Annotated in this window: 26 protein-coding genes and 2 tRNA genes; 16 read left to right on the plus strand and 12 right to left on the minus strand. The window is 35.1% G+C overall.

Going from position 1 to position 25674, the window contains the following annotated elements; genetic code table 11:
- Window positions 1–25 precede the first annotated feature (25 nt).
- Complete coding sequence (locus ACFOW1_RS03495; protein ID WP_379012325.1) at window positions 26–1156, plus strand: efflux RND transporter periplasmic adaptor subunit; 1131 nt, start codon at window positions 26–28, stop codon at window positions 1154–1156.
- 219 nt (window positions 1157–1375) lie between these two features.
- Entirely contained in the window at window positions 1376–1567 is a 192-nt protein-coding gene (locus tag ACFOW1_RS03500; protein ID WP_379012326.1) for a hypothetical protein, read from the plus strand.
- Between the two features lie 119 nt (window positions 1568–1686).
- Here the strand turns inward: ACFOW1_RS03500 and ACFOW1_RS03505 are convergent.
- From ACFOW1_RS03505 to topA, 3 genes are all read right to left on the minus strand, one after another.
- Window positions 1687–1760, minus strand: a tRNA-Arg gene (locus ACFOW1_RS03505).
- 61 nt (window positions 1761–1821) lie between these two features.
- On the minus strand, window positions 1822–2601 hold the full coding sequence (locus ACFOW1_RS03510) for an SDR family NAD(P)-dependent oxidoreductase (protein ID WP_379012327.1): 780 nt from the start codon (window positions 2599–2601) through the stop codon (window positions 1822–1824).
- A 25-nt stretch (window positions 2602–2626) separates the two neighbouring features.
- Window positions 2627–5173 (minus strand): type I DNA topoisomerase, encoded by a 2547-nt coding sequence (gene topA / locus ACFOW1_RS03515; protein ID WP_379012328.1) that lies wholly within the window; start codon window positions 5171–5173, stop codon window positions 2627–2629.
- A 289-nt stretch (window positions 5174–5462) separates the two neighbouring features.
- Between topA and ACFOW1_RS03520 the strand changes: the two genes are divergently transcribed.
- Window positions 5463–5948, plus strand: coding sequence for a hypothetical protein (locus tag ACFOW1_RS03520; RefSeq protein WP_379012329.1), 486 nt, complete (start codon window positions 5463–5465; stop codon window positions 5946–5948).
- 52 nt (window positions 5949–6000) lie between these two features.
- Here ACFOW1_RS03520 and ACFOW1_RS03525 read toward each other — a convergent pair whose 3' ends face one another.
- On the minus strand, window positions 6001–6852 hold the full coding sequence (locus ACFOW1_RS03525; protein WP_379012330.1) for an alpha/beta hydrolase: 852 nt from the start codon (window positions 6850–6852) through the stop codon (window positions 6001–6003).
- Between the two features lie 46 nt (window positions 6853–6898).
- On the opposite strand from ACFOW1_RS03525, the gene ACFOW1_RS03530 reads away from it, so the two are divergent.
- The 6 genes from ACFOW1_RS03530 (at window position 6899) to ACFOW1_RS03555 (ending at window position 11531) form a co-directional block, all read left to right on the plus strand.
- A complete protein-coding gene (locus ACFOW1_RS03530) occupies window positions 6899–7654 on the plus strand; it encodes a Rossmann-like and DUF2520 domain-containing protein (RefSeq protein ID WP_379012331.1) in 756 nt (251 codons plus the stop codon).
- Between the two features lie 327 nt (window positions 7655–7981).
- The gene (locus tag ACFOW1_RS03535; protein ID WP_379012332.1) at window positions 7982–8320 is read left to right on the plus strand and encodes a 2Fe-2S iron-sulfur cluster-binding protein; all 339 of its coding nucleotides are present in this window, start codon (window positions 7982–7984) and stop codon (window positions 8318–8320) included.
- A gap of 41 nt (window positions 8321–8361) precedes the next feature.
- Entirely contained in the window at window positions 8362–8601 is a 240-nt protein-coding gene (gene iscX / locus ACFOW1_RS03540) for a Fe-S cluster assembly protein IscX (RefSeq protein ID WP_379012333.1), read from the plus strand.
- A 77-nt stretch (window positions 8602–8678) separates the two neighbouring features.
- Window positions 8679–9599 (plus strand): geranylgeranylglycerol-phosphate geranylgeranyltransferase, encoded by a 921-nt coding sequence (locus ACFOW1_RS03545; protein ID WP_379012334.1) that lies wholly within the window; start codon window positions 8679–8681, stop codon window positions 9597–9599.
- Window positions 9600–9609: 10 nt separating this feature from the next.
- Window positions 9610–10197, plus strand: coding sequence for a Maf family protein (locus ACFOW1_RS03550; protein ID WP_379012335.1), 588 nt, complete (start codon window positions 9610–9612; stop codon window positions 10195–10197).
- A gap of 59 nt (window positions 10198–10256) precedes the next feature.
- Complete coding sequence (locus ACFOW1_RS03555; RefSeq protein ID WP_379012336.1) at window positions 10257–11531, plus strand: DUF2851 family protein; 1275 nt, start codon at window positions 10257–10259, stop codon at window positions 11529–11531.
- Between the two features lie 72 nt (window positions 11532–11603).
- On the opposite strand, the gene ACFOW1_RS03560 is transcribed toward ACFOW1_RS03555, so the two are convergent.
- Window positions 11604–12008, minus strand: a complete 405-nt coding sequence (locus ACFOW1_RS03560; protein WP_379012337.1) for an OsmC family protein — start codon at window positions 12006–12008, stop codon at window positions 11604–11606.
- Between the two features lie 43 nt (window positions 12009–12051).
- On the opposite strand from ACFOW1_RS03560, the gene ACFOW1_RS03565 reads away from it, so the two are divergent.
- The 3 genes from ACFOW1_RS03565 to selD all read left to right on the plus strand — a co-directional run bounded on the left by ACFOW1_RS03565 (window position 12052) and on the right by selD (window position 15233).
- Window positions 12052–12882: a hypothetical protein gene (locus tag ACFOW1_RS03565; RefSeq protein WP_379012338.1), complete on the plus strand. Its 831-nt coding sequence runs from the start codon at window positions 12052–12054 to the stop codon at window positions 12880–12882.
- Window positions 12883–13022: 140 nt separating this feature from the next.
- Window positions 13023–14090, plus strand: a complete 1068-nt coding sequence (gene mnmH / locus ACFOW1_RS03570) for a tRNA 2-selenouridine(34) synthase MnmH (RefSeq protein ID WP_379012339.1) — start codon at window positions 13023–13025, stop codon at window positions 14088–14090.
- 69 nt (window positions 14091–14159) lie between these two features.
- Window positions 14160–15233: a selenide, water dikinase SelD gene (gene selD / locus ACFOW1_RS03575; RefSeq protein WP_379012340.1), complete on the plus strand. Its 1074-nt coding sequence runs from the start codon at window positions 14160–14162 to the stop codon at window positions 15231–15233.
- 1290 nt (window positions 15234–16523) lie between these two features.
- Here selD and dnaK read toward each other — a convergent pair.
- Entirely contained in the window at window positions 16524–18425 is a 1902-nt protein-coding gene (gene dnaK, locus ACFOW1_RS03580; protein WP_379012341.1) for a molecular chaperone DnaK, read from the minus strand.
- 401 nt (window positions 18426–18826) lie between these two features.
- On the opposite strand from dnaK, the gene hscB reads away from it, so the two are divergent.
- From hscB to ACFOW1_RS03600, 4 genes are all read left to right on the plus strand, one after another.
- The gene (hscB, locus tag ACFOW1_RS03585; protein ID WP_379012342.1) at window positions 18827–19336 is read left to right on the plus strand and encodes a Fe-S protein assembly co-chaperone HscB; all 510 of its coding nucleotides are present in this window, start codon (window positions 18827–18829) and stop codon (window positions 19334–19336) included.
- 38 nt (window positions 19337–19374) lie between these two features.
- Window positions 19375–19458: transfer RNA gene (locus ACFOW1_RS03590), tRNA-Leu, on the plus strand.
- A 331-nt stretch (window positions 19459–19789) separates the two neighbouring features.
- Window positions 19790–20152, plus strand: coding sequence for a hypothetical protein (locus tag ACFOW1_RS03595; RefSeq protein WP_379012343.1), 363 nt, complete (start codon window positions 19790–19792; stop codon window positions 20150–20152).
- Window positions 20153–20163: 11 nt separating this feature from the next.
- Window positions 20164–20355: a hypothetical protein gene (locus ACFOW1_RS03600; RefSeq protein WP_379012344.1), complete on the plus strand. Its 192-nt coding sequence runs from the start codon at window positions 20164–20166 to the stop codon at window positions 20353–20355.
- A 17-nt stretch (window positions 20356–20372) separates the two neighbouring features.
- Here ACFOW1_RS03600 and ACFOW1_RS03605 read toward each other — a convergent pair whose 3' ends face one another.
- The 6 genes from ACFOW1_RS03605 to ACFOW1_RS03630 form a co-directional block, all read right to left on the minus strand.
- Window positions 20373–20621, minus strand: coding sequence for a hypothetical protein (locus tag ACFOW1_RS03605; RefSeq protein ID WP_379012345.1), 249 nt, complete (start codon window positions 20619–20621; stop codon window positions 20373–20375).
- 220 nt (window positions 20622–20841) lie between these two features.
- On the minus strand, window positions 20842–22956 hold the full coding sequence (locus ACFOW1_RS03610; protein ID WP_379012346.1) for a VapE domain-containing protein: 2115 nt from the start codon (window positions 22954–22956) through the stop codon (window positions 20842–20844).
- Window positions 22957–23066: 110 nt separating this feature from the next.
- The gene (locus ACFOW1_RS03615) at window positions 23067–23294 is read right to left on the minus strand and encodes a hypothetical protein (RefSeq protein WP_379012347.1); all 228 of its coding nucleotides are present in this window, start codon (window positions 23292–23294) and stop codon (window positions 23067–23069) included.
- Window positions 23295–23340: 46 nt separating this feature from the next.
- Window positions 23341–23619: a helix-turn-helix domain-containing protein gene (locus ACFOW1_RS03620; protein WP_379012348.1), complete on the minus strand. Its 279-nt coding sequence runs from the start codon at window positions 23617–23619 to the stop codon at window positions 23341–23343.
- 70 nt (window positions 23620–23689) lie between these two features.
- Window positions 23690–24379 carry a hypothetical protein gene (locus ACFOW1_RS03625; protein ID WP_379012349.1) on the minus strand — a complete coding sequence of 230 codons (690 nt, stop codon included), beginning with the start codon at window positions 24377–24379 and terminating at the stop codon, window positions 23690–23692.
- A gap of 2 nt (window positions 24380–24381) precedes the next feature.
- Window positions 24382–25590: a site-specific integrase gene (locus ACFOW1_RS03630; protein WP_379012350.1), complete on the minus strand. Its 1209-nt coding sequence runs from the start codon at window positions 25588–25590 to the stop codon at window positions 24382–24384.
- Window positions 25591–25674 lie beyond the last annotated feature (84 nt).

The following is a 25674-nucleotide window of genomic DNA, read 5'->3' on the forward strand; positions in this document are numbered from 1 at the left end:
AAGATTAACAATAAAAATATTATACATGAAAAATTTAATTTTTTTGTCTATCACAATTATGGCTTTGGCTGCTTGTAGTACTAAAAAAGCGACTAACGAAACGAAAGCTATAGACTCAAGTACCAGTATTATTACCCTTACAGATACACAGTACAAAAATGCAGCCTTGGTACTAGGCAGAATTAGTCAGCAACCAATGGCAATGATTTTACGTGTAAATGGCAAAATAGATGTGCCACCACAAAACATTGTTTCTATAAGTGTACCGCTTGGTGGGTATTTAAAAACTACCAAATTATTACCAGGGCTGCATATAAGTAAAGGCGAAGTGATTGCTGTAATGGAAGATCAACAATATATTCAGTTGCAGCAAGATTATTTAACAGCTAAAGCGAAAATCAGCTATTTAGAGAATGAATACCAGCGTCAAAAAGCGTTAAACGGAAGTAAAGCTAGTAGCGATAAAGTATATCAATTGGCTGAAAGTGATTATAAAACACAAAAGGTTTTGGTAAATGCTTTGGCAGAAAAATTGCAATTAGTAGGCATTGATATATTAAAAATAAATGAAAATACTATTAGTAGAAGCATCAATATTTATTCGCCTATTAATGGTTATGTTTCGAAAGTAAATGTCAATATTGGTAAATATGTATCGCCTACCGACGTATTGTTTGAATTAATTAACCCTACCGATATCCATTTGGCGCTAAAAGTGTACGAGAAAGATGTAGATAAGTTATTCATTGGCCAAAAATTAATCGCTTATACCAATAATCAGCCCGAAAAAAAACACGCATGTGAGGTATTGTTAATTGGTAAGGATTTGTCGGCAGAAAGAAATACAGATGTCCATTGTCATTTTGAAGATTACGACAAATTGTTAATTCCTGGCACTTATATGAATGCAGAAATTAAAGTTACCAACGCAAACGTTTATGCTTTACCAGAAGATGCGATTGTTAGGTTTGAAAACAAGCAATATACTTTTGCACAAGTTGATGATAAGCGATTTCAAATGTTTGAAATACAAACGGTGAAAGCCAACGAGGGTATGGTAGAAGTTAAAAATGGCGAATTATTGACTAATAAAAACATTGTGCTAAAAGGGGCTTATACATTATTGATGGGTTTAAAAAACAAGTCAGATGACTAGGAGTAATGTGTAAATTTTACACGTTTAACAAAGTATTAGGCTTTCAATTTTATGCTGCTTCAAATATTGATATACATTTGCACATCAAAAACGAGCAAGTAAATTTCTTCAAGCGTTTGATTGATACCTGAAGTACTTCTACAACGATTTTATTTTATTAGCTGCCATCTGATTTGTTGCTCGTTAAAATTGTAATTAAAGAACAATAAAGGAAAAATTATGAAACAGCAAGTAAATGCATCTGTTATACAGATGGAGAACAGACAGTTAGAAGCATTGTTAAACGAAACAAGAGAAACCGTTGCAAAAAATATTAAAGCCAATACTTTCAATGCAACAGATTTGTGGAACATTCAACGTAAAATGAAGCCAGCTTTAAGAACAAAGCTGACTGATAGATGGAAAATGTAATTCAATAAAAAACATACTTCTTAAGCCTCAAAACATTTGTTTTGGGGTTTTTCTTTTGAGTATCATTTGATTAAATAATTTCCCAATAAAAAAGCCTCACAACTGTGAAGCTTTTTGAGTGACCGCGTTAGGATTCAAACCTAAAACCTTCTGATCCGTAGTCAGATGCTCTATTCAGTTGAGCTACGCAGCCATTTTCTTTCGGGTTGCAAATATAAGTGCATTTTTCAAATAAACAAATGTTCTCTAACTTTTTATAACCCGTAAATATCCGCGGCAGCTTTTTCTAGTATCTTTTTGGGTAATAACCACGCTAAAAACAAGTTCAGTTTATTTACAAAGCCAGTCACTACTTCACTTTTCTTGGCAAACATGGCATTGACGGCTTGTTCTGCTACCTCTTTAGGTTGCATATTGAATTTTGCTGCTAGCTTTTTTGCTTTTTCAGTGGTTACATCCGCCCTATTTGGGAAGTCTGTATCTGTGGCGCCTGGACAAACAACTGTTACTGATACATTGGTATTACGTAATTCGTATTTTAAGCCTCTGCTAAAGCTTAAAACAAAAGATTTGGTAGCAGCATAAACACTTAAACCAGGCACCGCTTGATAAGCAGCAGAACTAGCAATATTTAGAATGTAACTTGCAGGTTGTTTCTGTAAAATAGGTAATAATAGATGGGTTAGATGAACAGGTACAGTCATATTCACTTGCATCATATCGCTATGCTGCTGAAAGGTATATTTTGTAAATGCACCACTTAGACCGTAGCCAGCATTATTTACTAATATGTTTATTGGTAAATTATTCTCAGAAATCCAATTACTAATGTTGTGCGAAGCTGTAGTTAACGATAAATCGATAGCTAAATATTTTGCGTCAATCTTGTAATTGTCTCTTAACTGTTGCGCTAATTCTTTTAATAAATCCACACTTCTTGCCACTAAAAGCACATTAATATGTCTTTTGGCTAACTGTTCTGCAATAGCTCTACCAATACCTTTGCTCGCACCAGTAATTAGGGCATAATTCATAAAAGAATTTGATATTATTTGTAATTTATTTCTTTTTAACCGCAGCTTTCTTTTTAGGGGCGGCCTTTTTTGCAGGTGCTGCTTTCTTAGCAAATGCACCAGGCACTTGCGCTTCAATCATTGCTTTTACACTTTCTAGTGGCAATGTTGCAGCTTCTTCAGCCGTATATTTTTTACCTGTAAGCTTCAACATTTTTTTACCAAAACGTACAAATGGCCCCCATCTTCCATTTTCAATCGTAATTTTTTCAGTAGGCCATTGTTGTATGTAACGATTGGCTTCTTTCTCTAATTTTTTCTCAATTAATGTATTGATATCTGCTTGGGTTAAATGGTCATAATCAAAGCCTTTTGGTATGTTGATGAACAAATCATCCCACTTTATAAATGGGCCAAAACGGCCTTTACCTTTGGTTACAGGCTTCTTATCGAAGTAGCCTATTGCTGCGTCTGCCTGATTTTTTTGTTCAATTAATTCAACGGCTCTTGCTACATCAATTTCTAAGGGTTCATCGGTTTTAGCTAATGAAATAAATTGGTCTTTGTATTTTACATAAGGTCCAAATCTGCCAATATTTACAATTAATTCTTCGCCATTATATTCTCCCAAACTACGTGGTAGTTGAAATAATTCCATCGCTTGATCCATGGTAATGGTTTCAATACTTTGGTTAGCTTTTAGCTTGGCAAAGCGCGGCTTTTCATTTTCGTCAGATGTATCGCCAATTTGTACCATAGGGCCATATTTACCCATTCTAGCGATTACTTTTTTGCCAGTTTCGGCTACAAAACCCAATTCACGTTCACCTTTGGCTCTTTCTGCTGTTTCAAGTGTATTTTCTATATTGGTGTGAAAGGGCTTATAAAAACCATCAATCATATTGCTCCAAATAATTTTGCCTTCGGCTATTTGGTCAAATTCTTCTTCAATTTTAGCAGTAAAGCTAAAATCCATTACTTTTTTAAAATGTTGATTCAAAAAATCAGTAACTACCAAACCCAAATCTGTTGGAAATAACTTCGCTTTTTCGGCACCAGTATTTTCCATTAACATCGATTTTTCAATCTCGTTGTTGGCTGTTAGGCGCAAAATATTTACCTGTCTTTTTACACCATCTTTATCACGTTTTTCAACATAATTTCTTTTAATAATGGTTGTAATAGTAGGCGCATAAGTAGAAGGACGACCAATACCTAATTCTTCCATTTTTTTCACCAAAGAAGCCTCGGTATATCTTGCTGCTGCTCTAGTAAATTTCTCAGTCGCAGTCATCTCTTTAAAGTCTAATACCTGCCCAATACTTAAAGGCGGCAACATTCCTTCAGTATCTTCTTCGTCTTCATCATCACGGCCTTCCAAATATACTTTTAAGAAACCGTCAAACTTCATTACTTCACCAGTCGCAGCAAGTTGTTCTTTATTGGTAGAAATATTGATTTTGGCAGTTGTTTTTTCAAATTCTGCATCACTCATTTGCGAAGCGATGGTACGTTTCCAAATTAACTCGTACAAACGTCTACCATCTTCATCTGCAACTGTGTGGTGGCTCATGTAAGTAGGGCGAATGGCTTCGTGGGCTTCTTGAGCGCTTTCGTTTTTATTTTTAAACTTACGTGGCTGATGGTATTTATTGCCAAATGCTGTGTTAATTTCTTTACTAATATCTGCTAATGCAGTGTCGCTTAAATTAAAGCTATCGGTACGCATATAAGTGATATGACCATGCTCGTACAATTTTTGTGCAATCAACATGGTCTTACTCACGCCATAACCTAACTTTCTAGAAGCTTCTTGCTGTAGGGTAGAAGTGGTGAAAGGCGCTGCTGGTGTGCGTTTGGCTGGTTTTACTTCAATAGAAGCAACCGTGTAGTTGGCATTAATACAAGTGTTTAAAAATTGTTGTGCATTTTGTAAGGTTGCTACTTTTGATGGGCCTTCTGCTTTAAAGGTTACAGGCTTGTTGTTAATGTCTTTTGCCGCAAAAAATGCCTCTACTTTATAGCTACTTTCTGGTACAAAATGGTTAATTTCTCTTTCTCTATCTACAATTAATCTTACTGCTACGCTTTGTACACGGCCAGCGCTTAAACTTGGTTGCACTTTTTTCCATAACACAGGACTCAATTCAAACCCAACCAATCTATCTAATACACGACGCGCTTGCTGTGCATTTACCAAATCCATATTTATTTTTCGTGGATTGGCAACCGCTTTTTTGATGGCTGGCGCAGTAATTTCATGAAATACAATGCGTTTTGTTTCTTTTGGATCTAGGCCTAAAACTTCCGCTAAATGCCAGCTAATGCTTTCACCTTCGCGGTCCTCATCGGATGCCAACCAAACTTCTTTCGATTTTTTTGCAAGGCTTTTTAATTCGCTTACTACCTTTAATTTGTCTTCTGGTACTTTGTAACGAGGTAGATAATGATTGTTTAAATCAATGCCCATATCATCTTTTTCAAGGTCGCGAATGTGGCCGTAGCAGCTACGTACATCAAAGTCGTTACCTAAGATTTTTTCTATGGTTTTAGCCTTTGCAGGCGACTCTACAATTAATAAATTCTTGCTCATAATGTCTGAACCTTGATTGATATGACTTGCTTAATTGACGGCAAAAGCTGCAAATGGTTGTATAGGTTGCAATGTGCAAAGCAACTGCAGTTCAATAGGCATTCAACTGCTCATTACAAACCATTTTTTTCAACTTGCCTCCCTAATAACACGCAAATCTATACTCAGGTTGATGCAATATTAGTTTAATAGTCGAAAACACAAAAAATGTTAAGAAAATGTATAGGTTTTTGAATTTTATTTTTTGGCACGCATTTGGGATTATGAAAAGTAACTAAAACGTTATACCATGAAAAAGATGATGACAATTGCCGCAATTATAACTGTTATATTCACTTCATTACATGTAAATGCTCAACGCGGATATGAGCGTGATAGAAGAGGCGATGACAGACGTGATTTTAGAGAATATAGAGATAATAGATTTGACGATAGAAGAGAAAGACGTGACTTTTATAATGATAGCAGATATGTATACAGAGCGCCAGAGCGCAGAAGTTATTACTATTACCCTCAGGCAAATGTGTATTTTAACCCAATTGCACACAACTACTGTTATGCTAGAAATGGTGCTTGGATAACTGTTAATACCTTGCCTAGAGATATTTATTTAGATCAAAATTATCAAGAAGTGTATTGTAACGATAACGAAGACATCTGGGCTTATAATCGTGCACACATTGATTGTTACAGACCTGCACCAAGACCTATATATGTGGCGCAACCAATAAGACCAAGAGTAGCAGTAGGCATTAATTTCGGAGTAAGATTTTAAACTATTATTCCTCTACATATAACAAAATGGCGGCTATAAAAGCCGCCATTTCTCATTTTTTTAAGAAGTTGATAATGGTTTTCACCGTTTTTCCTTCTCTGTAAATTTTGCTATGGCCTAAGCCGGTGGTGATGTAAAATTCAATATGTGGCAAATTGAGCGCTTGTACAGGTTTTACATCTTCAAAAGTACAAATGGCATCTTCTGTATCATGTAACCAAAGGGTTGGTATATGAAATTTTTGCACAGCTGTACTTGTGGCAAAATAACTAATCGGCTGTTTCGAAAAATCAACAATATAATCTGTTAATGCTTGTTTCATATCATTACCCAATCCTAAAAATTTAATAAATCCCTTAATTGCCGTGGTCGTTTCTACGGCAGGAGCAATCAAAACAAGCTTTTCTAGACTTGGTAAATGTTCTGCGGCTAGTGAAGCAGCCAAGCCACCAATGCTATGAGCCATAATGCCATATAATGGTCCAAAAATTTTGTTAAATTCAAGCATCGATTGGCTATAAAATAAAGCGTTGATAGTTTTTCCATCACTAATGCCGTGGCCAGGTGCATCGTAGGCAAATACCTCAAAGCCAGCTTTTAACATGGGATGAATGTATTTCTCAAAGCGATAACTAAAACTATCGAAACCATGATTAATTAATATTTTTTTACCATTTGGCTCTTTGGGTTGCCAATGCCAACCACGCAGGGTTAAACCTTCAAATTGAAAACTTATTTTTTCAGCCTCTAGAAAAGAAGTTGGTTCTGGCCTTACGGGTTTGCCACTATAAGGTGTACAGAAAATTTTAAACGCATATTCAGCCGCTTTTCTTGGCGAGATAAGCGCTAAAGTTGTAATCTTTGTTTTGTAGTAGTTGATGGCTATTGATTGAGCTAACTTCATTTACCAGCTTTAAGTTGTTACACTTTGTTGTTTTAAATTCAAATATATGAACGTTGTGATGATTGGTACGGGTAATGTGGCAACAGTTTTATGCAAATTAATGTACCACAAAGGACACCACATTAAACAAATTGTGGGAAGAGATGCAGAAAAAGTACAACAACTTGCATCCCTTATGCAAGCTGAAAGCTGCACCAATGTTGTTGAAATTTGCCCTGATGCTAACATTTATATCATTGCAGTAGCGGATGATGCAGTGACAGATGTTGTAAATACGTTATATCTGCAAGATAAATTAGTGGTGCATACAGCTGGTTCGCTAAATAAACATGTTTTGCAACAAGCAAGTAGCAACTATGGTGTACTATGGCCGTTGCAAACATTACGAAAAGAAACCAACCATTTGCCCGAAATCCCATTTATTATTGATGGTAACAGCGATTTGGTGATTAATAGATTGCAAGCATTTGCAGAAACTTTATCTAACAAATGCTTTGTAGCCAATGATGAAGCAAGAATTCAGTTACACTTAGGCGCGGTGGTGGTATCTAATTTTACCAACCATCTATTTGCACTAGTAGCTGAATTTTACCAAAAAGAACAGCTAGATTTTAAACTGTTATTGCCTTTAATGAATGAAACTGTATCGCGATTGGCAAATCATGCACCAAAAGATGTACAAACAGGTCCTGCCGCAAGAGGTGATTTTGAAACGGTACAGAAACATATAGCATTACTGCACGATTATCCCCAATTGCAAGCGTTTTACGAAGCATTTTCTAACAGTATAGTCCACAAATAAAAAGCCCCAAAAGGAGAACCAATCGGGGATTATTTATAAGCAAGCAACCAAAAAAACAATGCATATTAAAAGTCCATCCTCGTTTCGATAGACTAAGTTTTCATATTTAAGCAGCCTTAGAGGTCTAACAAAACAAACTTGCGTTTGTGAGAATTGGGTATTCTATGCAAACGCTTGCACAAAGTAGATATCTTTTTTGAATTGTGAAAAGAAATTTAATTTTTAAGCTAAAATTAAGGTTGGGCAGATTAAAATTTCTCATTCCGACTTTTATAGGCTTTTATTATACACTTGTTTCAGATACTTTTGCATGCCAAAACAAAAATGATGTACACGATTAATATTCAATTTGAAGAGAAAGGTAAACAGCCACAAACCCTGACCAATATTGGGTTTGGTGAAAGTTTATTAGAAGTGTTATTAGACAATAAAATTGAACTTCACCATAATTGTGGCGGTGTTTGTGCGTGCAGCACTTGCCACCTCTATGTAGAAAAAGGTGAGGAATTTATAGAAGAATTATCTGATAGAGAAGAAGATTTTATTGATAGAGCCATTAACCCACGTTTAACGAGTCGCCTTGGCTGTCAATGTGTGTTGCACCAAAGCGCTGGTGGTGAAATTAATATTACCTTACCAGACCAAACCCAATTTTTAGGCGAGTAAATAGTTTTACTTATTATATACTTTAAACTAAAAACTAATATATGAGTCACTTTGAACCACCAATACATTGGAATGATCATGAAGATATAGCGATGAAACTATATGAAAAATTTGGTGATGATTTCGGAGAAAGTAAAATATATCGTATCCGTTTTACGGACTTGCTAGAATGGATTTTACAAATACCAAACTTTGAAGGCACAAGAGAACAAAGTACTGAAGGGCATTTAGAAATGATTCAAAGCAAATGGGTGTACGAGTGGCGCGACAACCAGAAATAAGCAATGATAACATGAACTTATCACGCTAGTGGATAAGTATAACTGCGCAAATTGTATATTGCTACAAATAAATTTTCGTGACTAAAATTAATGCCTTTCTTAAGTTAATTCGTTGGGGCAATGTACTCATCATTGCATTAACACAGTGCTTGTTTTTTTATTGTATTAAGTTGCCATTATACCGATCAAATGATGTTGCGAAAGCAGAGCAACAGTTCTTATTTTTGTTAGCTGCTTATGCTTGTATTTCTGCTGCAGGCTACATCATTAACGATTATTTTGACCTTAATATCGACCAAATCAACAAGCCAAAAAGGGTTATTATTAATCGCTTTATTTCAAGGCGTTGGGCTTTATTTTTACATGTTGGATTAAGTATTGTGGGCATTGGATTATGTACTAAAGTAAATATAGAAAATTGCTTATTAGCATTTGCATCTGTGGTTGTTTTGTTTGCCTATTCTGCTACATTTAAAAAGAAGTTTTTAATTGGCAACGTACTGGTAGCCATTTATTTAGCTTGGATTGTGGCCATTACAGCTTACTTCGATTTTAGGGGTATGTTATTGCATAAAATTATTAGTGGTAACAACTTTGATATTCTATTTAATAGTGCACTAATTTTTGTTGCTTTCTCATTCATTATCAATTTGATACGAGAGATTATCAAGGATATGGAAGATGTAGAAGGTGATAGAAAATATGGTTGCAAAACAATGCCTATCAGTTGGGGCATCAATCCATCAAAAGTGTTTGTGGCAGTATGGTTAACGGTGCTTATTGCCCTATTAATTACTGTGCTAATATATGCTGTACGATTGCACTGGTGGTGGCCAATTGTCTATGGGCTTCTATTGGTATTATTGCCTATTACCTGGATTTTTAAGCAGTTATTTTCAGCACAAACACCTGAGGATTTTCACAAACTCAGCTCTGCTATAAAATGGGTAATGCTTACAGGCGTTTTATCAATGGGGCTTTTTAAATTATACCTGTAATACGCACTTTATGTCATCAATTATACTTGCATCACAATCGCCTCGTAGAAAACAATTACTAGAATGGGCTGAAATAGACTTTGAAGTAATTGTAAAAGCTACAGACGAAGTTTACCCGCCAAATTTATCAGTGGAGGATGTACCAGTGTATATTGCAAGAGAAAAAGCATTGGCCGTACAAACTTTTGCGCAAACGGTTTATCATGCAGAACATCGAAAAGAAATCATTATTGCCGCTGATACAGTGGTGGTTTTGGACGATAGAATTATTGGCAAGCCAGCCGATAGGCAAGAAGCCATTGCAACGCTTACAAGCTTATCAGGGAAAGCGCATCGTGTTATTACAGGCGTGGTTATCTTAGAAGGTAAAAAAGAAATTGCCTTTGCTGATATTACAAAGGTTTGGTTTCACGAGCTAACGCAAGCTCAAATTGAGTTTTATATTGATAAATACCAACCTTACGATAAAGCTGGTGCCTATGGTATTCAAGATTGGATTGGTGTGGTTGGCATAAAAGCTATTGAAGGCGATTTTTATAACGTAATGGGCTTGCCTATAAGTAGGGTAGTGCAACAATTACAGTTATTAAAAAATTAATATAGTAGTTTATATTTTCATTAGTTTAGCTGCTTATTTGTTAGCTCAACTATTGGTATATGAACGAAAAATTATTACAATTCATCTGGCAATTTCAATATTATAACCGTCAAGAATTAACTACAACTATTGGTGAAAGCCTTTCAATTGTTGCCCCTGGCAAGCATAATCTTAACCAAGGGCCCGATTTTTTAGATGCCTGTATTCAAATAAATAACTTACGTTTTGCTGGCAATATTGAATTGCATGTTAAAGCATCTGATTGGTATAAACATCACCATCAAATAGACGTTACATATAATAATGTGATACTACATGTAGTTTGGGAAAATGATGCTGCTATTACCACTGAAAACGGCACATCGTTACCAACGTTGGTATTGCACGATAGAGTACCCAAAGTGTTGCTAGAACGATATACACAACTGATGCAAGCTGCTAATATTCCTTGTCATGGCAATGTTGCTCCTAGGTTAAGTGAGCTTGGTTGGCATGCTTGGAAAGAACGTTTGGTAGCCGAACGGCTAGAACGAAAATCCAAAAAGATTTTGGCATATTTAGAAGCTACCAAGCAACATTGGGAAGAAGTATTCTGGATAATGCTTGCGGGCAATTTTGGTATTAAGGTAAATACAGAATTGTTTGAAGCGATGGCGCAGACTATTTCTGTAAATATTTTGGCAAAGCATAAGCACCAAATACACCAAATAGAAGCGCTATTACTAGGGCAAGCTAATTTATTAAATGGCTCTTATTCAGACCATTATGCTATTTTGTTACAAAAAGAGTATCGCTTTCTTCAGAAAAAATACCAGCTTCAACCCGTATCTATTCAGCCTAATTTTTTACGAATGCGGCCAGCTAATTTTCCAACAATTCGATTGGCGCAATTAGCGATGTTGATAGTGCATTCTGTGCATTTGTTTTCAAAGATTAAAGAGCAAAATGATGTAGCATCAGTAAAGCAACTGTTTAATGTAACTGCCAACGATTATTGGCACACGCATTATCAATTTGATACCGAAAGTGATTATTTAGAGAAAAAACTTGGCGCTACTGCCATCGATAATGTGTTGATTAACACGGTTATTCCTGTGCTATTTGCTTACGGGATGCACATGCAAGACGAAGCTATCAAAGAAAAAGCCATCAAGTGGTTGATGGCTGTAAAAAAAGAAAATAATACGATTATAAAGCAATGGCAACAAATACATGTTGCGATTGCTTCTGCCTTTGATAGCCAAGCATTGATAGAATTAACAAATAATTATTGCACTCAAAAACGCTGTTTAGAATGCGCTGTAGGCAATAGTATTTTTAAAAATGTAGAATGACCACTAAACGGTTTGGTGGTTAATTTGTTAAATAGCTACAATTTAACAATTAAGCACGTAAACCATTAAATGCTACCACTCAAAAGTGATGTCTAGTTCCATATCTGGGTGTAAACTTCTTTCTACTGGGCAAGTACGTGCTACACGTTCTAGTATTTCTTTGGTTTTATCATCTAAATTTAAAGATTTAGACATGGTTACATGTGCTTTTATGCCCCCAATTCTACGTGGGTCAGCCTTCATAATTTTCGTGATGTCTACCTTTGAGTCGGTAAGGTCAATATCCATGGAATTAGCTTTAATACCCATAGTAGTAAGCATGCAACTACCCAAAGCAGTAGCTACCATATCTGTAGGGCTAAAACGTTCGCCTTTACCCATATTATCGGTCGGGGCATCGTTTTCTATCACTGAAGTACTCTGTAAGTGTGTCATCTCTGTTCTTAACGCACCTTTATAAATTACGGTTGATGTCATTTGACTAGATTTTATATAAATTTACAAACACAAATATATGCACGTGAAGAAGATAATTGTAATGACCATGATCTGTTTGCCGTTTTTAGTAGCAGCACAGCAAAATAAGGCACAGGAAAGACAGCAAAAAGCCGCCGAAAAAAAAGCAAAAATTGAACAATTAATCAAACAAGAAGAGGAAGGCGCATTGGTATTTCAAAAGCAAAGCACTTTTGGTTTAAACTTTAATAGCGATGGGTTTGGATTTACTTACGAGCATGGTAAGTACAAAACTATCAAAAAAACCAACCTTTGGTGGCTTTCTTTAGGTGAGCGTAAAGACCCTAAACAGTATAAGCAAACTAACACATTTACAGGCGGTGGTGGAGCGGTTGTTTTCTTCGGTAACTCTTATGTATATGGCAAGCAAAATAACTTTTACTACCTACGTTTAGGTTTTGGTCAGCAAAAATTGCTTGGCGCAAAAGGCAGCAAAAACGGTGTGGCAGTGTCTGCTATTTATGGTGGTGGCTTAAGTCTTGGAATGTTAAAGCCCTATTATGTACAAGTTCCAGACAATTCAGCGCAAGGAACTGGTACAAAAGATATCAAATACACCGATTCTACAGCATCGACTTTCTTAGATCCTACAGCCATTATAGGCGGTAGCGGTTTTGGAAAAGGTTTGGGCGAGATAAAATTTGTACCTGGCGCCACCACAAGGGTAGCACTTCGTTTTGATTATGGCAGATTTCGAGAAACTATTAGTGCACTTGAAGTAGGTATAAATGCTGAATTCTATAGTCAGGCAATGCCTATTTTAGTAGGTGTCAATGACCAAAAGAAGTTTTTCTTCAATGGCTATATTGCCTTACAATTTGGTAGAAGAAAATAGTTTTTAATTACTATATTAAGGAAATCATACTTACTAATCAGTAATAGGTTAATTTCCTATCAGTTTACATATGTTTTAGCATCATCAGCCAAGCATTATTGTATCAAGTCATCGCTTAAATAGGCTGAGACATTTTCATTATGGCAATTCAAAAAATAACGATTCAAGCATACTTACAAGAACCACATAATTACTTATTGCTAGATGTAAGAAGTCCGGGTGAATATGCACACGCACATATACCCAATGCCATCAGTTTGCCATTATTTAATAACGAAGAACGAAGTGTTGTGGGTACCGCCTACAAACAAGAAAGCCGTGAAAATGCTATAAAAATTGGTCTGAAATATTTTGGACCAAAAATGGCAGAAATGGTAGAGGCAGTTGAAAAAATTTTAGCTAAACATAACCGGAAACCGAACAGCCCTAGTGCTACAAGTACAAAAATAGTGGTGCATTGCTGGCGAGGCGGTATGCGTAGTGCAGGCGTTGCTTGGCTTTTAGATTTATATGGCTTTGATGTATACACCATAATTGGCGGTTATAAATCTTACCGACATTGGGTAATGCAACAGTTTGATAAAGACTACCACTTTAAAGTCGTTGGAGGCTTTACTGGTAGTGGTAAAACAGAAATATTACAAATATTAAAGCAGGCGAATGAAGTGGTTATTGATTTGGAAGCATTAGCACAGCACAAAGGCTCCACGTTTGGTAATCTAGAGGCCATTCAGCAACCCTCACAAGAAATGTTTGAGAACATGCTAGCAATGGCATTGTATGCCGCTAATGACCGCATTATTTGGCTAGAAGATGAAAGTCAACGTATAGGAAATGTGACCTTACCCAACATACTATATCTTAAAAAGCAATCTTCGATGGTGTATTATATTGATATCCCTTTTGAAGAAAGATTACAGCATTTAGTAGCTAGCTATGGCAGATTCAAAAAAGACCAAATTGTAGCAGCCATTATGCGTATAAAAAAACGTTTGGGGGGCTTAGAAACGAAAACGGCTATAAATTTTCTTCTAGAAGATGATATACAACATTGCTTTGCAATTTTATTACGCTACTACGATAAATACTATTTAAAAGGGTTAGAACAAAATAACCGACAAATTAAAAAAATAACCTGTAATACGGTAAATGCAGTTTGCAATACAAACAACCTGCTTGCTATTGTAAAAGAAGAAAAGGCATTATAACACCATCTCATTTCTGGTACTTGGTTAACCTCAATTATTTATTTTAGAATTTAAGAAACACAACAATCAATGGCAGCAAATTCAAGTATACCCAATCTTAGTGAAATTAAGTTAACACAGTATTCGCATGGTGCTGGTTGTGGCTGTAAAATTTCGCCTAAGATGCTCGATCAAATATTGGCCACCAATTTAGCCACACCAGATAATGATAAATTGATAGTTGGAAACCATAGTAAAGATGATGCTGCTGTGTATGATATGGGTAATGGTACGGCGCTAATTGCCACTACTGATTTTTTTATGCCCATCGTTGACGATCCTTATAATTTTGGTAGAATAGCCAGCGCTAATGCCATTAGTGATGTTTATGCAATGGGCGGAAAGCCCATATTGGCAATTGCGATATTGGGTTGGCCTATTAATATTTTGCCGCCAGAAGTAGCACAACTAGTAATTGAGGGCAGCCGTAGTATTTGTAAAGAAGCGGGTATTTCACTGGCTGGCGGTCATAGTATTGATTCCCCAGAACCCATTTTTGGCTTAGCGGTTAATGGCATTGTGCCTATTGCAAACATTAAGCAAAATAATACAGCACAGCAAGGCGATATACTTTTTCTTACTAAGAAAATAGGGGTTGGTATTTTAACCACTGCAGAAAAAAATGGCTTACTAGCAGAAAAGGATACAGCATTGGCCGCTTTACAAATGATGCAATTAAACAAAGTGGGTGAAGCATTAGGTATGATGAAAGAAGTCCATGCAATGACAGATGTAACTGGTTTTGGTTTACTAGGACACTTGACAGAAATGGCAGAAGGAAGTGATGTAAGCGCAGCCGTGCATTTTGATAAAGTACCATTAATAACCCACGATTTGCCAGCCTACATTGATAAAAAATGCGTTCCTGGTGGTACCAATAGAAATTGGGATAGTTATGGCAGCAAAATAGCATTTGCTACTGGTATCAATCAGGTTTATACAAAAGCCATATTAGCCGATCCGCAAACGAGTGGTGGCTTGCTCATTGCAGTTGCACCAGAAGCCGCTGAACAAGTACAAGCATTATTACTATCGCACAATTTATATGCTGAGCCAATAGGTGTGATTACTGAAAAAAATGAATATGTGGTAACTGTGGTGTAGTGGTAATAGAGGTAGGGAAGGATTTTTAAAAGATATTTTGCTCATGCAAAAGCCTAAAAGCCAAGAATATTGCGAGTCTGTAAGACTATTTAAATATGACTGCAAAATGGCGTATGAAATAAGCTTAATTACTATAAGATATTGTAAGAAGCGTACCAGTTTGGTGCGCTTTTTTGTTTTTGGGTAAATGGAAGATAAACTAGAGTCACCAAAAAGCAAGTATGAATTCGCTATAGCGAACTGTAGTCACCAAAAAGCAAACTAGAGTTATAAAAAAGCGAGCATGAGTACACTACAGCGAACTGGAGTCACCAAAAAGTGAACAGGGGTTACCAAAAACAGAACTCAAGTCACAAAATTTGGAACTCGAGTTCGTTCCAGCGAACTGTAGTCACCAAAAAGCAGATTAGAGTTCTAAATATGGAACAATAAGAATGAAAATGATACTTGCAAGCGCAAATCTAGTGGATGCAAGAAGCGTTAGCTGGTTCCAAGAGCAAAAAAGGTGATTGCATGAGGTGTTTGGGTGCATACAAAAAGCTTGAGTTGCTTGTAAGAAGGAAAATAGTTGGTAAAAGAAGCTGTAAGTGCTTTTAATATGTATTTTGGTTGATGGAAGAACTTAAAGTACAAGTTTTCTCTGTAATGTACCACGCCATGTAAAATGGGCTTTTGTATGGCATCTTCATCCACAACAGCAACTTTTAATGTATTGCCTTGTGCATCAAAAATTCAAGACAAAAGCCATAATTTCCTTTTAAGTCTTTTATTACTTCCACAATTGTAGCTACATCACCTTTAATAAAACCTAACTCAGGTAGATCTTTTGCTAATTGTATTTCGGTATATATTTCAAAATTATTTACGGTACATCATTTATACAGGATATAAATTTCCAAAACGAAAAGTATTATCTGGCAATTCTTCTAACTAAATTGTAATAACTAATTTGCTTCTCAAAGCATCAACAACAGAAGAATATAAATTATCAAAATCACTTATTCTTGATAAAATAAGATCATTTTCTGTCGCTAGTTATTTAATATCAGCTATCAGAATTTCAAAATTTCCTTTGTTATAGCCTAGGCTTTCAAGGAAAATTGATTTGCCATTTTTTAATATCCTAACCAAAAAGATAGTCGGTAATTTTTTCTTCTGAAATAGTTATTTGTTCAAGAGATAACCACATTAAGTATATTTTGTTGAATAACGATATTGAATATAAAAAAGCCCCTGCATCTCTGCAAGGGCTTCATCATTCGTATCATTTAAATCACTACAATCAGCGGTCTATTTTACTTCTTCAAACTGTGCATCTTCTACTGTATCGCTTGCAGTTTGTGTACTAGCACCTTGGCCAGCAGGCTCTTGTGCAGAAGCACCACCTTGAGCTTGCGCTTTGTAGATGTCTTCGCTTGCGGCTGTCCATGCAGTGTTCATTTCAGCCATCGCAGTATCAATTGCAGCAATATCTTGATTTTTGTGTGCCTCTTTCAATTTCGTTAATGCCGCTTCAATAGGTACTTTTTTATCAGCAGGTATTTTGTCGCCAAACTCTTTAAATTGTTTTTCAGTTTGGAAAATTAGGCTATCAGCTTGGTTGATTTTCTCAACTCTTTCACGGGCTGCTTTGTCAGCAGCTTCATTCGCTTTTGCTTCCGCTTTCATTTTTTCAACTTCTTCTTTGCTCAAGCCACTACCAGCTTCAATACGTATGTTTTGCTCTTTACCAGTGCCTTTATCTTTTGCACTTACATGCAACATACCATTCGCATCAATATCAAATGTTACTTCAATTTGCGGTACACCTCTTGGTGCTGGTGGTATTCCATCTAAGTTAAACATACCAAGGCTCTTGTTTTGGCTAGCCATTGGGCGTTCACCTTGCAATACATGAATTTGTACACCTGGTTGGTTATCGCTTGCAGTTGAGTAAACTTCAGTTTTCTTAGTAGGGATGGTTGTATTGCTTGCAATCATCGTAGTCATTACACCGCCCATCGTTTCAATACCAAGACTTAAAGGTGTTACGTCTAATAGTAATACATCTTTTACTTCACCAGTTAATACACCACCTTGTATCGCAGCACCTACAGCTACCACTTCGTCAGGGTTTACGCCCTTATTTGGTTTTTTGCCAAAGAATTTCTCTACAATTTCTTGTACTTTAGGGATACGTGTACTACCACCTACTAATATTACTTCGTCAATCTGAGAAATACTATAACCAGCATCTTTCAACGCAACTTCACATGGTTTTAAGCAACGCGCAAATAAATCATCAGCTAAAGCTTCAAATTTAGCTCTGCTTAATTTTTTTACTAAGTGTTTAGGTACACCATCAATAGCTGTGATGTATGGTAAGTTAATTTCAGTTTCGTTACCGCTACTTAATTCAACTTTAGCCTTTTCAGCAGCTTCTTTCAAGCGTTGTAATGCCATAGGATCTTTGCGTAAGTCAATCGCTTCGTCAGCTTTAAACTCATCTGCCAACCAATCCATGATTACTTTATCAAAGTCATCACCACCTAAGTGTGTATCACCATTGGTGCTTTTTACTTCAAAAACGCCATCACCAAGTTCCAATACAGAAATATCGAATGTACCACCACCAAGGTCAAACACAGCAATTTTTTGGTCTACGCTCTTCTTATCTAAGCCATAAGCCAAAGCAGCCGCTGTAGGTTCGTTTACAATACGTTTTACATTTAAACCAGCTATTTCGCCAGCTTCTTTTGTCGCCTGACGTTGTGCATCGTTAAAGTAAGCAGGTACAGTAATTACCGCATCAGTTACTTCAGTACCTAAATAATCTTCAGCAGTTTTTTTCATTTTTTGCAACACCATCGCAGAAATTTCTTGCGGTGTGTACAATCTGCCATCAATATCTACACGAACGGTATTATTGTCACCTTTTACTACTTTATAACCCCAATGGCTTATTTCTTCTGTCACCTCATCAAATCTTCTACCCATGAAACGCTTTACAGACGCAATGGTGTTTTGAGGGTTTGTAATAGCTTGACGTTTAGCAGCATCACCCACTTTACGCTCGCCATTTTTCAAAAAGCCAACAATTGAAGGTGTGGTTCTACGTCCTTCCTCATTAGCTATTACAACCGGTTCGTTACCTTCCATTACAGAAACGCAACTGTTCGTTGTTCCTAAGTCTATACCAATAATTTTGCCCATAATATGTATTTTTACGAAATTCGATAAGTCAATCATTATGCCACGGCATTTGTAAGTGAAAAATTGGCAGACTGAGCAGGTGATAGTTTTTATGGAACGAACTTTTGTCCTTCAATCGGCAGTAGTTGCGTCGCACACTGCAACTATTGTCACTTTTTTCAACTTTGTCCAAGGCGAATAGTTGTCTGAACTAGGATTTTGTACGATTTAAAGGATTTTGTGATGAAAAATTTGCAAAGGCATATAATTTTGTATACTAAACAATAGTAGAAGTTGTATTAAAGTTTCTGACTATTGACTATTGACTATTGACTATTGACTATTGACTATTGACTATTGACTATTGACTATTGACTATTGACTATTGACTATTGACTATTGACTATTGACTATTGACTATTATGACCTACTTTGAATTGTTCGATATACCAGTAAGCTTGCAAGTAGATGCTGCCGTTGTAAAAGCCAAGTTTTACGAACTCAGCAGAAAATACCACCCTGACTTTTTTTCGCAAGCCACAGAGGCAGAACAGGAAGAAGCTTTGGAGAAATCATCGCTCTTGAACAAAGCGTTTAAAGTATTTACCAATAAAGACGAAACGCTGAAATATGTGTTGCAGCTAAAAGGTTTAATAGAAGATGAAGAAAAGTACCAGCTATCCCCCGATTTTTTAATGGAAATGATGGAGCTAAATGAAGCTTTGATGGATGCAAAAATGGAAAGTGATGAAGCAGCCATAGCCAATCTCAAATCTCAAATCTCAAATTTGGAAATTCAATTGTATGACAGTATTAGAAGCATTATTGAAAATTATAAAGACGGTGTTTCTACCCAAGAAGCGCTGTTGCAAGTAAAAGATTATTATTTCAAGAAAAAATATTTATCACGGATTTTGGCAAGTTTGCAATGATGCCCCTATATTTGCAGCCCAATTCACAATGAGTAGTTGCCCAGATGGCGGAATTGGTAGACGCAGCAGACTCAAAATCTGCCGTTCGCAAGGATGTGCAGGTTCGATTCCTGTTCTGGGCACTTTTTAAAAACGCTGAAAATCAATGCTACATTGAGTTTCAGCGTTTTTTATTTATCCTACACTTACAGTTTTACTGACAGCTTTGTAATTTCTTCTTTTTATAAAAAAGCCTACTTGAAATCAGCGTTTCAAGTAGGCTTTCTAATTTTCGTATTTCTCTCATTAACGATTATAACAGACAATACAAGTCAATTCAAGTAAACAAATAAGTAAATTAATTAGTCAATAAACCGTACTATTTATATGAGTAATAAGCTAAAATGTATCTATTGCGGTACTGAATATCCGTACCGAAAAAATAAGGTGTATTGTTCTCCAAGCTGTAAAACAATGGCTTATAGAGACAGACAAGCTGGCAAAACTATTTTGGGTGAAATGCCAAGTGAAAACTATGATGTTGAGCGCAAAGCCTTTTATATGTCCGATTATGAAGGGTGGCAGTATAAAGATGATTTTTCTTTTCAGATATTTTGTTTCTTAATAAAGGGATTGCCCGAAAATACAAATGAAACCTTTTTGAGAAATTATGCAGCCACAATAGTAAATGATAATAGATTTTATGAGCAAGTTGAAGAAAGTAACCACCCAATAGGTAAGGAGTTTAAGAAATTTCAAGAACTATTTTTTCAAAATAAATATCAAATTAAAAACGAAAGGTTGTCTGAAAAAATGCAGCCTATAAATCAAAATTAAAAAAATATACTATGGCAAAGAAAATCTTTAAGCTAATCAATGCAGCAACAAAAATTACAGAACTAAGAGACTTTCAAAAATTCAAATTTGAAAATCTGAAAGAAGGTAGTGAGCAATGGAAAATAGAATATCAATTGTTTTTAGAGTATGACCTACTCGTAAATGTAATTAATGACCACAACGATGGGAGCAAAACTTTGTAATTTTAAAAGCGGTGAAGTTATCCTTCACCGCTTTTTTCTTTAAATAAATCATTGTGCATCCGCTGAACTTCATGTTCCATAATATCAAAAATTTGCTCTTTTAATTTTGATATTCTTTCAGTTCCATTATAAAGAAGACCACCATCAATTTCATATAAAATAGACATTGCTTCTGTGCAAGAACCTAAGTAATCATCAACCATTTCTTGTTCGCTTTCTAATGAATTATTCTCTAATTCATCATCATTCTTTTTTTCGTTTTCCATTTTTAAATTTTTAAAAAGTTCTTGTAGTAAGTTACTCATCTTACTACGTTACTACAATTGTAGTAAGATGCTAATTTTTATCTTACTACGCTAAAAATCAAACCAATAAAGGGTTTTGTTGATTTTGTAGTAAGTTGTAGTAAGTTGTTTTTTCTATCTTACTACACTAAAAGCCAATGCAGTAAAGGCTTTGACGGTTTTGTAGTAAGATAAAAGTGAATTATACCTTTTTTATATAGTAACCTTTAACGGGAAACATTTTTTCTAGCCTTTTTGTACCTCTCACAAACCCTAATTTTTTAAGTACACTACCTATTTTTTTAAGACTTAGTTTGTTTGTATTTGCTCCTTTATGAATAACCATATATTGCAAAATGTCGTTTGCAGTCATAAAATTGCTTTCCTCTTGTTTACTATCAATAGCAAAATATGTTGTAATCATTTCCTCCTCAATACTGCGTTCTTCGTAATCCCTATTTATTTCTTCGTTTTCCCTTTTCTCATCTAAGGTTAATTGATACTTAAAGCCATTATCAAACAGGTATTTCGCTTCACACCAAACCTTATTTATATCAATATAATTGGGGCTGCCCTTTAACCAGTAGCCCTGTTCAAAACTATCAATCTCAAAACATAGCCATCTTGCGCTCCCTGTATCATCATTTAAAAACTCATCATTATTGGTACTACCTAAAAAATTAACTCGTCTAGGGTGAAACTGGCGGCGGCGGCCATAAGGTAAACGCTCGTTTATACTGGCCATACTTATTTTCGCTTTTAGTTGGTTTACATCGTATTTGCTCAAACTGGCTAATTCATCAAGGTTTATAATAAAACTTGTTGCCAATGCAATAACTCCGTCTTTATCCATTGCTATATTTTCAACAAAATATTCGTTCAAAGCTGGGGGGCAAAGCCATCTACAAAAAGAACTTTTACCAATGGTTTGTTCTCGGTTTATAATAACAAAAACATGCTTGTTGAAGTTGTTATTTGTCATTTCTGTAACGGTGCTACATGCAACACAACGGACTAACATTTTCTTGAAATGCTTATTAAAACGCTCTTGGTTTTTGGCTTTAATTTTCTTACATAATTCGTCAATGTATGAAGGTTCGGTTTGTGGGTTGTATGTTAGAGAATTGAAATAATCAGTAATGGGATTGAAGAATTTTACAAAATCGCTGTCAAGCAATGATGCAGTTTTTGAAGGCGAATATTTAAAGTAGTTATGCTCTAATAAACGGCTAATTACATTCTCATTTGCTTCCATCCATAAATTATCATTGCCCTTTGCTTTGTACTCTGTTTTCTCATTTACGATGTTTTTTCTAAACTCAAACCGTTCGTTTAAAAAGTTTTCAACCTGTACAATTAAAGGGAGGTTTTTATTAGTAGGGTTGGGGTTAATTTGCTCAGTTTCTTTCTTCGCTTCAACTGTAATTTTCGAGCTGTTATTTGAAATGACAATTCCAAAATCTTTTGCTATACCAAAAAGGCTTTCCCATTTTCTGCTACCATTAGGATTTTTACAACAAGCTGTGTATTGTTCATCCGTTTTTTGTTGGTTGTAGTTTGATGCAATAGCACTAATTCTTTTAAAATAAGAACGTCCATTTTCACCCAAACCATTCGCAATTGCAAAGGCAATGTCTCGCCATTCACTATATCCCTTTCTATTTGTAATATCAATATTTCGGGCTTCTAATTCCTTGCATAAAGCCTCAATATCCTGTTGCTTTTTGTCTGTGGCAAATGGTATCTGTTTTCCTGAACTGGTATCTTCTGAAATTATAAAAACAGTGCTTTCTTGGTTGTAATAAAGTTTGCTATCAGCACTAATAAAAAATGCCCTGCAAACGTCTTTACAAGCTGTATCAATTACAAGGTTATACTTGTATTTAAAATAACTTTCTAGGGCTAAAAATGAAGGCTTATGCTTTGTGGCATCTATTTTAATGATTGCTTTTAGTCCTAAACCTCTAGGAGATAGAAATAGACTTAAAATAAACGCATCTTGCCTTAATAGTTCCCTTACGTGGTTGATATTAAAATTGGTTTGGTCTTTTGCATCAATATCAATTTGCATTAAACCGGAATGTTGTTGTAGGCTTTTTGCATCACGTTTACCCGGTGCAAATATGCCTGAAAGAGTAGCATAGGGCAAAGCTGCTTTTATTGCGTCCTGTTGCTCACCAGTTGCCTTTCTTAAAGCAATTATTTGCTTAGAATATTTACCCTGTTTTATCCAGTCAAGAAAAGTAGAAAGTTCGATTGTAGAATTTTGGTGTTCTCTACTTTTTAAAGGCGATGTGTAGAAAGAAAAATTATACATTTGTGTCCTGTAGGTTTAAGTGATTTTATAGGCTGCTTGGTAGGCAGCCTTTTTTATTGAATAAAAAAGGTGCAACCGTAGTTGCACCTCCTATTCAAGATTAATAGGAATTAGCTATTAAAATTCTCGGTTAAATTCAAACTTTTTAAAGTCTTCTTTTTACCAGAACTATCTAGTTCAGCTAATTCAACTCTTATGTTCTCATCCTTTTTGATACTGCGTTTACGCAAAATATCATATTGCTTTTCTGCATCGGATTTTGAAGCAAAAGTTTCTTGATACCCTTTTGTTTTAACAACGAATTGGGCTGTTTCGCTGCCTTGTGTTTCATTTGCCATGATAATGGTTTTAATGATTAAATAATAATTATTAAAGAGTAGCTACTCACAATTTAATGGGCAAAACTTGCCTTGTCTTCAGTGCTTCTAACACTTCAGTTTTGCTGTAAAAAATTTTGTTATCAATACGGGTAAAAGGGATTTTACCGTCATTGCGCCACTTTTGTAGTGTAGTGGTGCTAATGCTAAAAAGCTGCATTACTTCTTCACTTGAAAGAAGTTTATCCTGTTGAATTTCTCTTTCAGAAAGTACCTTTCTGACTGTTTGCTCAATTTGAGAAATGAAATCAACTAAAGGGACAGAAATAATAATATTGCCTTGCATAACATTGAAATTGTTAGTGCAAATTGCAATTGGAATAAATCCTATAAAACTAAATTGGGGGACAAGAAAATTAGTTGTCGGGGGATAGCTTATTTTTTTCTTTCTTCAATGCAAGTAATATTTTTTCTACTTTTTGGATAGTAGTATCATAAATTAGAACGTCAAAATCATATCCTTTTCTTTCGGCTATATCTTTTCGGGTTTGTTCAGCTTCAAATTTTTTACCAGTTAAAAAGTGAACCGCAAAACCAATTGCGGTATCATTTTTTTCAAATAATACATTTTCAGATGCTTTAAGAAAGAGTTGTAAAATTTGCTTTTGTTTAATTTCTTCTTTGGTATGAGAAATGCTTTTAGTTATATCTGTTTTTCTTTTAGCTATGTTGATTTTGTTTTCTTTCCAATACCTTTTTCCCGTTTTATTTTCCATTATTTCAATCTCGCTTTTGACAAACATTTCAAAATCGAATAATAATGAAGATGTGTATTCAAAACTCATATATTCCTGAAATTCATTTTTAAAAGGCTGTTCAATTTGATATTTACAGAAAAATTTTAGATAGTCATTTTCAGAAATTGCTCCTTTTATTTTTTCAAGTAAGTCATATAAATTGTCTAGTTTAAGATTAATTTCTTCAAAACTGTCTAGCCATTTTGAGAAATTATCACCTTGAAATAATAAGTCGATTGGGTTGTAAATATTATTCTCATAATTCAAAAGTTGTATTCTAAAACTTTCAATATCAGTTTGTTGTGTCATAATTATCTTTTTTGTGTTCTACTTAATTTCATTATTTCAACTTTATTAAAGTCATCATCGTTCTGTATATACTTTTTAAGTGTTTGAAAACTGGCATGTCCTACAACACGCCTAACAACTTCTTGTGGTACGCCTATTTGAATGCAATTAGTTATAAAACTGTGCCTTGCAACGTGCCAAGTCATCATTTCCCAAGCCTCAAATATTTCTTCTTTAGTTTGCCTACTTTGCTTTTGTGTGTAGTTAAAAGGTCTTACTAGGTTAGCTTTTTTACCTATTTCTTTCAAATAGTCATTACCCTTTTGGTTTGATATTGTAGGCAATGGTTGGTTGTCGTTCCAGTATTTATTAAACAGTTCTAGGAGTTCAGGAATAACAGGGATTTTAACAGGTTCGTTTGTCTTTAATGCTACTTTGTTTATAAAGCCATTTTGTAAGTGGATAGGCTTTAACGTTACTAGATCACTATAACGCAACCCACAATAGCAACCCATTAAAAATAAGTCTCTCACCCTGTCTAATCGTGGCTCCAGTTCGACTTTTGAAAGTGCAATAATTTCATCGTGTTTTAAAAAGAAATGGTCTTTACCGTCTTCATTTGGGATTTTCCATTTTAGGTATTGTGAAGTAGTATGAAATGATTTTTCTTTTGCCCAATTGAGAAATGTTTTAAGGTTCTTAATGTAGAAACCAAAAGAGTTATCATACATGCCTAAAAAGTCTCTAAAACGCTTGTAAAAATCTGCATCAAAATCAGTAAAAGAAATTGGGGCTGAAAGTGTATCTGAATAGGTTTTCAAATACTTAAAAGTTGTATTGTAGCCCTTTACGGTTCTAGCTGCTTTGTCTGAACCATGACTTTCAATAAATTTTTGAAATAATGATAGCGGTTTAAAATCTTGTATTTCAATAGAGTTTGACCAGGCTAACTGTGAAACAATACTTTCTTTGTTTACCTGGTGTCCTAAACGTTCAAACTTTAAAACTATTCCTTCAATTTCATTTTGCTGTTCTTCAAAGATTGCGTTAAACTCATTGTAGTTGGCTCGTGTTCGTTTTACTTTTTGATTTTCCTTATCCCAATGCTTTTTTTCTATTGCTTGACCTGTACTAATCCTAAAACGGTTACCTTTATAGTGAACAGAATGATAAACCGTAACAGGTTTATCGACCGTTAATTTATCCAAATTCAAGTTCAATTTTACTCCCATGATTAAAAACAACTTACAATTTAACTGACAGTTTTAAAGTTGTATCAAATTTATTGGAATTTTATTGAATTGTATGAAATATTT

Origin of the sequence: Parasediminibacterium paludis (assembly GCF_042651445.1) — a bacterium.
In the GTDB taxonomy this organism is placed as follows: domain Bacteria; phylum Bacteroidota; class Bacteroidia; order Chitinophagales; family Chitinophagaceae; genus Parasediminibacterium; species Parasediminibacterium paludis.

Coding starts and splice junctions, on each gene's coding strand:
- ACFOW1_RS03530 (WP_379012331.1), top strand. CDS start 6,899: ATGAACGTTGTGATGATTGGTACGGGTAATGTGGCAACAGTTTTATGC.
- ACFOW1_RS03625 (WP_379012349.1), bottom strand. CDS start 24,379: ATGACACAACAAACTGATATTGAAAGTTTTAGAATACAACTTTTGAAT.
- ACFOW1_RS03510 (WP_379012327.1), bottom strand. CDS start 2,601: ATGAATTATGCCCTAATTACTGGTGCGAGCAAAGGTATTGGTAGAGCT.
- hscB (WP_379012342.1), top strand. CDS start 18,827: ATGACCTACTTTGAATTGTTCGATATACCAGTAAGCTTGCAAGTAGAT.
- ACFOW1_RS03620 (WP_379012348.1), bottom strand. CDS start 23,619: ATGCAAGGCAATATTATTATTTCTGTCCCTTTAGTTGATTTCATTTCT.
- ACFOW1_RS03605 (WP_379012345.1), bottom strand. CDS start 20,621: ATGGAAAACGAAAAAAAGAATGATGATGAATTAGAGAATAATTCATTA.
- ACFOW1_RS03610 (WP_379012346.1), bottom strand. CDS start 22,956: ATGTATAATTTTTCTTTCTACACATCGCCTTTAAAAAGTAGAGAACAC.
- dnaK (WP_379012341.1), bottom strand. CDS start 18,425: ATGGGCAAAATTATTGGTATAGACTTAGGAACAACGAACAGTTGCGTT.
- ACFOW1_RS03555 (WP_379012336.1), top strand. CDS start 10,257: ATGAACGAAAAATTATTACAATTCATCTGGCAATTTCAATATTATAAC.
- ACFOW1_RS03550 (WP_379012335.1), top strand. CDS start 9,610: ATGTCATCAATTATACTTGCATCACAATCGCCTCGTAGAAAACAATTA.
- ACFOW1_RS03525 (WP_379012330.1), bottom strand. CDS start 6,852: ATGAAGTTAGCTCAATCAATAGCCATCAACTACTACAAAACAAAGATT.
- ACFOW1_RS03500 (WP_379012326.1), top strand. CDS start 1,376: ATGAAACAGCAAGTAAATGCATCTGTTATACAGATGGAGAACAGACAG.
- selD (WP_379012340.1), top strand. CDS start 14,160: ATGGCAGCAAATTCAAGTATACCCAATCTTAGTGAAATTAAGTTAACA.
- ACFOW1_RS03600 (WP_379012344.1), top strand. CDS start 20,164: ATGGCAAAGAAAATCTTTAAGCTAATCAATGCAGCAACAAAAATTACA.
- ACFOW1_RS03560 (WP_379012337.1), bottom strand. CDS start 12,008: ATGACATCAACCGTAATTTATAAAGGTGCGTTAAGAACAGAGATGACA.
- topA (WP_379012328.1), bottom strand. CDS start 5,173: ATGAGCAAGAATTTATTAATTGTAGAGTCGCCTGCAAAGGCTAAAACC.
- ACFOW1_RS03535 (WP_379012332.1), top strand. CDS start 7,982: ATGTACACGATTAATATTCAATTTGAAGAGAAAGGTAAACAGCCACAA.
- ACFOW1_RS03630 (WP_379012350.1), bottom strand. CDS start 25,590: ATGGGAGTAAAATTGAACTTGAATTTGGATAAATTAACGGTCGATAAA.
- iscX (WP_379012333.1), top strand. CDS start 8,362: ATGAGTCACTTTGAACCACCAATACATTGGAATGATCATGAAGATATA.
- ACFOW1_RS03495 (WP_379012325.1), top strand. CDS start 26: ATGAAAAATTTAATTTTTTTGTCTATCACAATTATGGCTTTGGCTGCT.
- mnmH (WP_379012339.1), top strand. CDS start 13,023: ATGGCAATTCAAAAAATAACGATTCAAGCATACTTACAAGAACCACAT.
- ACFOW1_RS03615 (WP_379012347.1), bottom strand. CDS start 23,294: ATGGCAAATGAAACACAAGGCAGCGAAACAGCCCAATTCGTTGTTAAA.
- ACFOW1_RS03595 (WP_379012343.1), top strand. CDS start 19,790: ATGGCTTATAGAGACAGACAAGCTGGCAAAACTATTTTGGGTGAAATG.
- ACFOW1_RS03520 (WP_379012329.1), top strand. CDS start 5,463: ATGAAAAAGATGATGACAATTGCCGCAATTATAACTGTTATATTCACT.